Source organism: Collinsella sp. LCP19S3_D3, assembly GCF_052121455.1.
In the GTDB taxonomy this organism is placed as follows: Bacteria; Actinomycetota; Coriobacteriia; order Coriobacteriales; family Coriobacteriaceae; genus Collinsella.
Genome location: NZ_JBQKEF010000021.1, coordinates 20,493 through 27,715, shown reverse-complemented (window position 1 = coordinate 27,715; position 7,223 = coordinate 20,493). Strand labels below are relative to the sequence as shown.

At 62.6% G+C, this 7,223-nt stretch carries 4 protein-coding genes and 1 other RNA gene; all 5 read right to left on the bottom strand.

Going from position 1 to position 7,223, the window contains the following annotated elements; genetic code table 11:
• Positions 1-408: 408 nt before the first annotated feature.
• Entirely contained in the window at positions 409-960 is a 552-nt protein-coding gene (bilS, locus tag ACTQXM_RS07925; RefSeq protein WP_441041411.1) for a flavodoxin family protein BilS, read from the bottom strand.
• A 111-nt stretch (positions 961-1,071) separates the two neighbouring features.
• Positions 1,072-2,931 (bottom strand): ABC transporter ATP-binding protein, encoded by a 1,860-nt coding sequence (locus ACTQXM_RS07920; protein ID WP_441537506.1) that lies wholly within the window; start codon positions 2,929-2,931, stop codon positions 1,072-1,074.
• Positions 2,932-4,815 carry an ABC transporter ATP-binding protein gene (locus ACTQXM_RS07915; protein ID WP_441537507.1) on the bottom strand — a complete coding sequence of 628 codons (1,884 nt, stop codon included), beginning with the start codon at positions 4,813-4,815 and terminating at the stop codon, positions 2,932-2,934.
• Between the two features lie 342 nt (positions 4,816-5,157).
• Positions 5,158-5,253, bottom strand: an RNA gene (gene ffs / locus ACTQXM_RS07910) — signal recognition particle sRNA small type.
• Positions 5,254-5,429: 176 nt separating this feature from the next.
• Positions 5,430-7,211 (bottom strand): tRNA adenosine(34) deaminase TadA, encoded by a 1,782-nt coding sequence (gene tadA, locus ACTQXM_RS07905; RefSeq protein WP_441537508.1) that lies wholly within the window; start codon positions 7,209-7,211, stop codon positions 5,430-5,432.
• Between the last annotated feature and the right edge of the window lie 12 nt (positions 7,212-7,223).

Genomic DNA, 7,223 nt, shown 5'->3' with positions numbered 1-7,223 from the left:
CCGATACAATACGGAGAGGCGCAGCGATGCGCTCGGCGGCCGCACGCCGGCCGAGTTCCGCGCCGCGCTGGGAAGGGCCGCGTAACGGTCCAAGAAATCGTCCGCAGTCCCCCTTAATTCCGGGACACAGTTTCCGGACAAGGCGTAAAGCGGAAAGTGTATCCCAGTCTGAGCGCCGATTCCGGGACGCACTTTCCGAAACCCTGCCCATCTGGAAAGCCCGTCCCACGCTCAATACATCCAGCGGATGCAGGAGAGCGTGTCTTCCAGGACGGCCTCGTCATCGGGGTGATGGAAAATGTCGCCCCACACGCTTGCCACGGTTGCTCCCGCGAGTGTCAAGAAAAAGCCTCGAGGATTTCGAGGCTTTTTCTTCTGTATTATTTCGCACGCGCGGCAGCGATAGACCTACTCGCCCAGCACGGCCTTCTTGGCGGCTGCCGCCATGTTGTCCAGATCTTCCTTGGTCGGATGGTCCTTCGCGGCAACCCAGTTGTCGAGCAGCATCTTAGCGCGGGCGTTGTCGGAATCTTGCTCGAGCATGGCCTCGTAGCGCTGCTTGACCGCAGGGCCCATCTTGCCCTGGCACATCGCCCAACCTACAAGCTCGGCATCATTGGCCAAATTGGAGGTCACGCGATCGATAATCTGCTGATAATAGCTCTGGTCGGCGCCAAAACCGCAGGTGCCAAACAAAAAGACGCGCTTGCCGTGCAAGGTGGAGAGCAACGCCGCGACCGAAGGCGTGCACGCGCCCTTGTCACACCAAAAACCGACGAGCACCGTGTCGGCCGCGCAGGCGCCCTGCGCCTCGAGCGCAACCTGATCTGCATCCGCATCGTCGCTCAACGCCGCGGCATGGACAAACTCAACACCCGCAGCCTGCAGAGCGCGCTTGATCGCGCCCGAAACCATCCTGGTATTACCGCTCTTGCTGTTAACCACCAAAGAGCACGTCATAGTCACGTTGCCTCGTTTCCCCCAAAACTAAAGCCACTAATGCAATTTATTAGATGAATATCTTAGTACCAACGTGACAGATGTAAACCACCGGCCGCTAATCGGTGGCCCCTACTGGGCAAACTGGCTGCGGTAAAGATCGGCATAGAAGCCGTCTGCCGCCAGCAGCTCGTCGTGTGTGCCGCGCTCGATAATCTCGCCGTCGCGCATCACCAGAATGCAGTCGGCGTTGCGAATGGTGCTCAGGCGGTGCGCCACCACAAAGCTTGTGCGACCGGCCATGAGCTCGTCGAATGCCGCCTGCACCTGCAGCTCGGTGCGGGTATCGATGCTCGAGGTCGCCTCGTCCAGCAGCAAGATCGCCGGGTCGGTGAGCATGACGCGCGCGATGCACAGCAGCTGTTTTTGACCCTGGCTAAACGTGCCGCCGTCCTCGCCAATCACCGTGTCGTAGCCCTGCGGCAGCTGCACGATAAACTTGTGCGCATGCGCGCGCTTGGCAGCTTCGATAACCTGCTCGCGCGTGGCATCGGGACAGCCGTAGGCTATGTTGTCTGCCACCGTGCCCTCGAACAGCCACGTATCCTGCAACACCATGCCAAAGGCACGGCGCAGGCTTGCGCGCGTGTAGTCACGCGAGGAACGGCCATCGACCGCAATGCGGCCGGCATCGATATCATAAAAACGCAGCAGCAAATTGATGAGCGTTGTCTTACCACAGCCCGTAGGGCCGACCAGGGCAAAGCGCATGCCGGGCTTGGCCTCGATGCAGATATCCTGCAGCAGCTTGCGGTCGGACACGTAGCTAAAGTCCACATGCTCAAAGGCGACCTCGCCCTGCGGTGCGGCAAGCTCTATAGCGTCCGACGCGTCGGGCTCCTGCTCGCGCGCATCGAGCAGCGCAAACATGCGGCGCGCCGAGGCATACGCCGCCTGGATCTGCGTAATAACGTTGGTGACCTCGTTGAACGGCTTGGTGTACTGGTTAGCATAGGACAGGAAAATCTGCACGCCGCCCACCGTAAGCGCCGCCGGCACGCCCGTGATCACGCCCACGCAGCCGATCACAGCGACCACGGCATAGATGATGTTATTGATAAAGCGCGTGCCGGGGTTGGAGAGCGAACCCATAAACTGCGCGCGCTCGCCCGCGGTATAGAGCTCGGCATTGAGGGCATCGAAGCTCGCTTGCGCGTTGGAGCCATAGGCAAAAGCGTCGACAAGCTTCTGCTCGCCCACGTACTCCTCGATATGACCACCGAGCTGCCCTTGAATGCGCTGCTGTGCCGTAAAGCTCTTGTTGGAGAGCTTGGCAATAGCACCGGCTGCAAAAATGGAAAGCGGCGTGACGAGCACCACCACGAGCGTCATGGTCAGGTTGATGGAAAGCATAAACGCGAGCGTGCCCACGATGGTGATAACGCCGGTGAAAAGCTGGGTAAAGCCCTGCAGCAGGCCATCGCCCACCTGATCGACATCGTTGACCACGCGGCCCATAAGGTCGCCGTGGGCGTGGCTGTCGATAAAGCTGAGCGGCATGCGGCTGAGCTTGTCGCTCGCCTCCACGCGCATGTCGCGCACCGTCTCGTAGGACAGGCGGTTTACGCAGTAGCCCTGCAGCCACTGAAAGGCCGCGGCCCCCACCACGACGAGCGCTAGTTTGGTAACGAGCGGCAGCAGCGCGTCGAAGTCCACCTGCCCGGCGGCGACGATCAGGTCGATGCCCTCGCCGACGAGGATGGGCGTGTAGAGCTGCAAGATCACCGAAGCGGCGGCACTCACAAACGACGCTACAAACGAAATGCGGTGCGGACGAACATAGCCCAGCAGGCGGCGGGTCACCGCACCCACGGGATAGCGCTCGGGATCGCCGGGCTGGCGCGGGCCGTCACCCAAGTCACTGAGGTTATCGTTGCCGGACACGTTGGCCGTCATCGTGGCGACCGAACCGGAGGAAGTGTAGGGATTCATTTAGCAGCCCTCCTTTGCGCAGACGGATGCGGGGGCGGTCGGGGCGCCTGGGGCGGACGCGGGGCTTGGAGCGGGCGTGGGCGCCGTACTCCCCTGCTGACCCTCGAGCTCCTCGCGGCGAAGCTGCGACTGGCAAATCTCGCGGTAGAGCTGGCAGCTTGCATACAGCTCATCGTGCGTGCCCAAGCCCGCGACCGAGCCGTGGTCGAGTACGCAAATCACGTCGGCGTCGCGCACGGTCGAGACGCGCTGGCTCACGATGATGGTCGTCAGCGGCAGCCCGCCCTCGGCGGCACCGCACACGCTTCGTTCGCGAATGGCACGGCGAAGCGCTGCGTCGGTCTTAAAGTCGAGCGCCGAGGCGGAGTCATCCATAATCAGAACCTGCGGCGAGCCCACTAAGGCACGCGCGATAGTCAGGCGCTGACGCTGGCCACCGCTGAAGTTCTTGCCGCCCGCCTCGACCGGGGCATCGAGGCCCTGCGGCTCGTTGCGTACGAACTCGCTGGCCTGCGCCATATCGAGCGCCGCCCACAGCTCCTCGTCGGTTGCCGCCTCGTCGCGCCAGGTCAGGTTGCTGCGGATGGTGCCACTCACCAGCGACGCGCGCTGCGGGACGGTCGCGACCACGTGGCGCAGCTGGTCGAGCGGCCAGGTGCGCGCGTCGGCGCCCATCACGCTCACGCTGCCGGCGCTCGCATCGTACAGGCGTGGGATAAGCGAGACGAGTGTGGACTTGCCGCTGCCCGTGCCGCCGATAATGCCGAGCGTTTTGCCCGCCGGCAGCTCCAGGGTCACATCGTTGACGGCGTTGGCAGCGCCCGCGCCAAACGAAAAGCTCGCATGGTCAAAGCTCAGTGCGGGAACTGGAACAGCGCCACCCGCCAGTTCGCTCGGCTTGGGCAGCGCGACCGGCTGGTTGCCCTCGTCGGTGATGCTCGGCTCACAATTGAGCACCTCGTTGATGCGCGACGCGCTGGCGCTCGCCTTGGTAAAGACCACGACCAGGTTGGCGACGTACACGATGGAGGTGAGCGTCTGCGTCATGTAGTTCACAAACGCCATAACCTGGCCCTGCGTAAGCTCACCCGCGTTGACCTGGATGCCGCCCACCCACAGGATGGCGCACACGCCCAGGTTCATCATCAAAAACGTGACGGGGTTAAGGATCGACGAGAGCTTGCCCACCGCGATGGCAACATGCGCCTGCTCATCGGCGGCTAGGGCAAAGCGCTCGCGCTCGTGATCCTCGCGTACAAAGGCGCGGACCACGCGGGCGCCCGAAAGCCCCTCGCGGCAAATGAGTGCGATGCGGTCGAGCTTTGCCTGCAGCTGCTTGTAGTACGGAATGCAGCGCGCCATGACAAACCAAAACACCAAGCCGATGGCGGGCGTGCAAATCAAAAAGATCACGCCGAGCTTAAGGTCGATGGCAAGGGCCGCGCACATAGAGCCCACCGCCAAAAAGGGCCAGCGAATGAGCATGCGCACGCCCAGCGCCACGGCAAGCTGCACCTGGTTGACATCGTTGGTGATGCGCGTAATGAGCGACGGCGTGCCAAAGCGGTCGAGTTCGGCATAGCTCAGCTTATTGATGTGCTGGTAGAGTGCGCCGCGGATGTCGGTGCCCATGCCCTGCGAGGTGAGCGCCGCCATCTTTTGGCAGACGAGCGTAAACGAGATGCCGATCACAGCCATGGCGGCGAGCACCATACCGTAGTGGACGACGGCGTTGACATCGCGTGCGCCAATACCCTTATCGATCATCTGGGCAATTACGAGCGGCGTAAGCAGGTCAAAAATCACTTCGATCAGCTTGCACGCAGGACCAATCACCATATACCGGCGAAACTTACCACCAAAACGCCTGAGCAGCTCAATCATAAAAAGGCGCTCCCTATCATCATCTCTCTTCAATCTGATTCATGATAGTACGGCGAGCCCTGGAGATGCGTAAGCAACTCGTTACAGATGTAAGGGCGACGGTCACTAGCGCCCAAGGCATGTAGCAGCCGATGCTTTGGCAACGCCAGCGAGCGCCGCAAGACACGGGATTCAATTCTTCAGATAAATGCGCCCTCTACGGGTGATTTTTGGACGAAGTGGTCCCGGTGCCGGCGGGCTGTTTGGTAGTCGAGCGATCCCGCAGGCAAAGCCGAGGACCAGCGAGACACCAAACAGCCCGCCGGCACCGGGACCGCATCGCGGCACCAAAAAGCGCCCGTGCGCTCGATGGATTCGGATGCCCGACAGAGGCTCCTTATGGCTGCTTCCTTCCGGACCTGACCAGATTCGGAACATGTCGTCATCCGAACCCATCGAACGCGCTTGGCGCTCGGTATATCTTACCCGCTCCTGCCCGATGGGGCAAGGTAGCTAATTTGGGACGGGGCCAAAAAGACTACTTTTGAGTTGCGGTGGAATAGTTCCTGTTTTACGGCCAAGGCCAAAAACAGGAACTATTCCACCGCAACTTATTGAGACTTGCCCGGATAAACTTAAATACGGCCGAGGTCGTAGGCTCGAGCGGCTGCCTCGCCGGCACAGATGAGGTTGGTTGTGGATTCCTGGGGGTCGAGCGCTTGGTCAAGGGGCATGGGTCTGCGGCAGACCGGCAGAACCAAGTCGATACCCTGTCCATACACCGCATCCAGGTTGTCGGCACGACCGCCCACGACGGCGACCACCGGCTTGCTATATCGCTTCGCACGACGGGCCACGCCCACCGGCGCCTTACCGGCGGCGGATTGCTCGTCCATATTGCCCTCGCCCGTTATGACCAGGTCGGCATCGCGCACGCACTCGTCAAACCCAATCAAATCGAGCACCGTCTCCACGCCCGAGCGCAGCTCCGCACCGAGCGCCAGCAGCGCGGCACCCAAGCCGCCGGCGGCACCGGCACCGGGCACACCAAGCACCGATCCAAATGACCGTGCGCCCTCGGGCGCGCGCAACAACCCCTGAGCCCGCGCCCTAGCAATCGCCGCATCGAGCAGGCGGCCATAGCCGACCATCCATCCGTCGTATTTGCCCAGGGCCTCGGCATCCCCCGTCGGCAGACCCTTCTGTCCACCGAACACCGCAAGCGCGCCGCGACGCCCCACGAGTGGGTTCTCGACATCGGAGAGCACCACGACACGCACGCCGCCCAGTACCTCAAGCGCCGACGCCAAATCAACGCTCGCTACCTGCTCAAGGCCCGCAAGACCGGGGGCGACATCGCAGCCCTGATCATCGACCACACGCGCGCCCAGCGCCTGCAGCATACCGGCGCCGCCATCGTTGGTAGCGCTGCCGCCCAAGCCAATATAGATAGTCTTTGCCCCAGCACGGACCGCGCGAAGCATGAGCTCGCCCACGCCATAGGTCGAAGCCGCAAGCGCCGCCGATTCCGTGCAGGGCGAATACCCAATACCCGCCGCCTCGGCCATCTCAACTACAGCCGACTCGTGCTCGCCGTCCACCAGCATCCGGGCAGACACGCGATCGCCCAAGGGCCCTGCAACCTCGCAGGTCAAAAGCTCGCCGCCGCGCGCGGCGACGGCATCGAGCGTTCCCTCGCCACCATCTGCCAGCGGCAAAGCGCTCAGCTCGGCATCGGGCCACACCTGGAACACGCCTTCGGCAACGGCCGCCTCCGCCTGCGCGCTCGAAACGCTGCCCTTAAAGGAATCGATCACCAACAGCACACGGCGGGGCCGGCGCTGCACAGGACCAAAGTTGAGCGTCTCGTCGGCGAGATTCCCAACACCCGCAAGTGCCTTGGCATGAGCGACATGCGCCTCAAGATCGGCCCCACAACCGCAGACAGCACCATCGGTGTCACGCAGCCCACTAAAATAGCTGCTCAGTACCCTGCGGCACTCGTCTGCCAGCACGCCCGCGGTCACATTAAACCGATGGTTCAGGCGCGAATCGGCATTGAGGTCATACAGCGAGCCCACCGCGCCCGCCTTGGCATCGGCCGCACCATACACGCAACGCCCCACGCGCGCGTTAACCATAAGCCCCGCGCACATGCAGCAGGGTTCGAGCGTCACGTAGACCGTACAATCGGAAAGGCGCCAACGCCCAAGCGTCTGAGCGGCGGCGCACAGGGCCAAAAACTCGGCATGTGCCGAAGGGTCCTGGTCGAGCTCACGGCGATTATGCGCCCTCGCGACAATCTCGCCCGCACGCACCACCACAGCACCAATCGGCACCTCGCCCACTGTCGCAGCGGCGCGCGCCTCCGCCAGCGCCTCGCGCATGAACTTCTCGTCGATTTCGGTGATCGTCATCGTTCGCCTTCC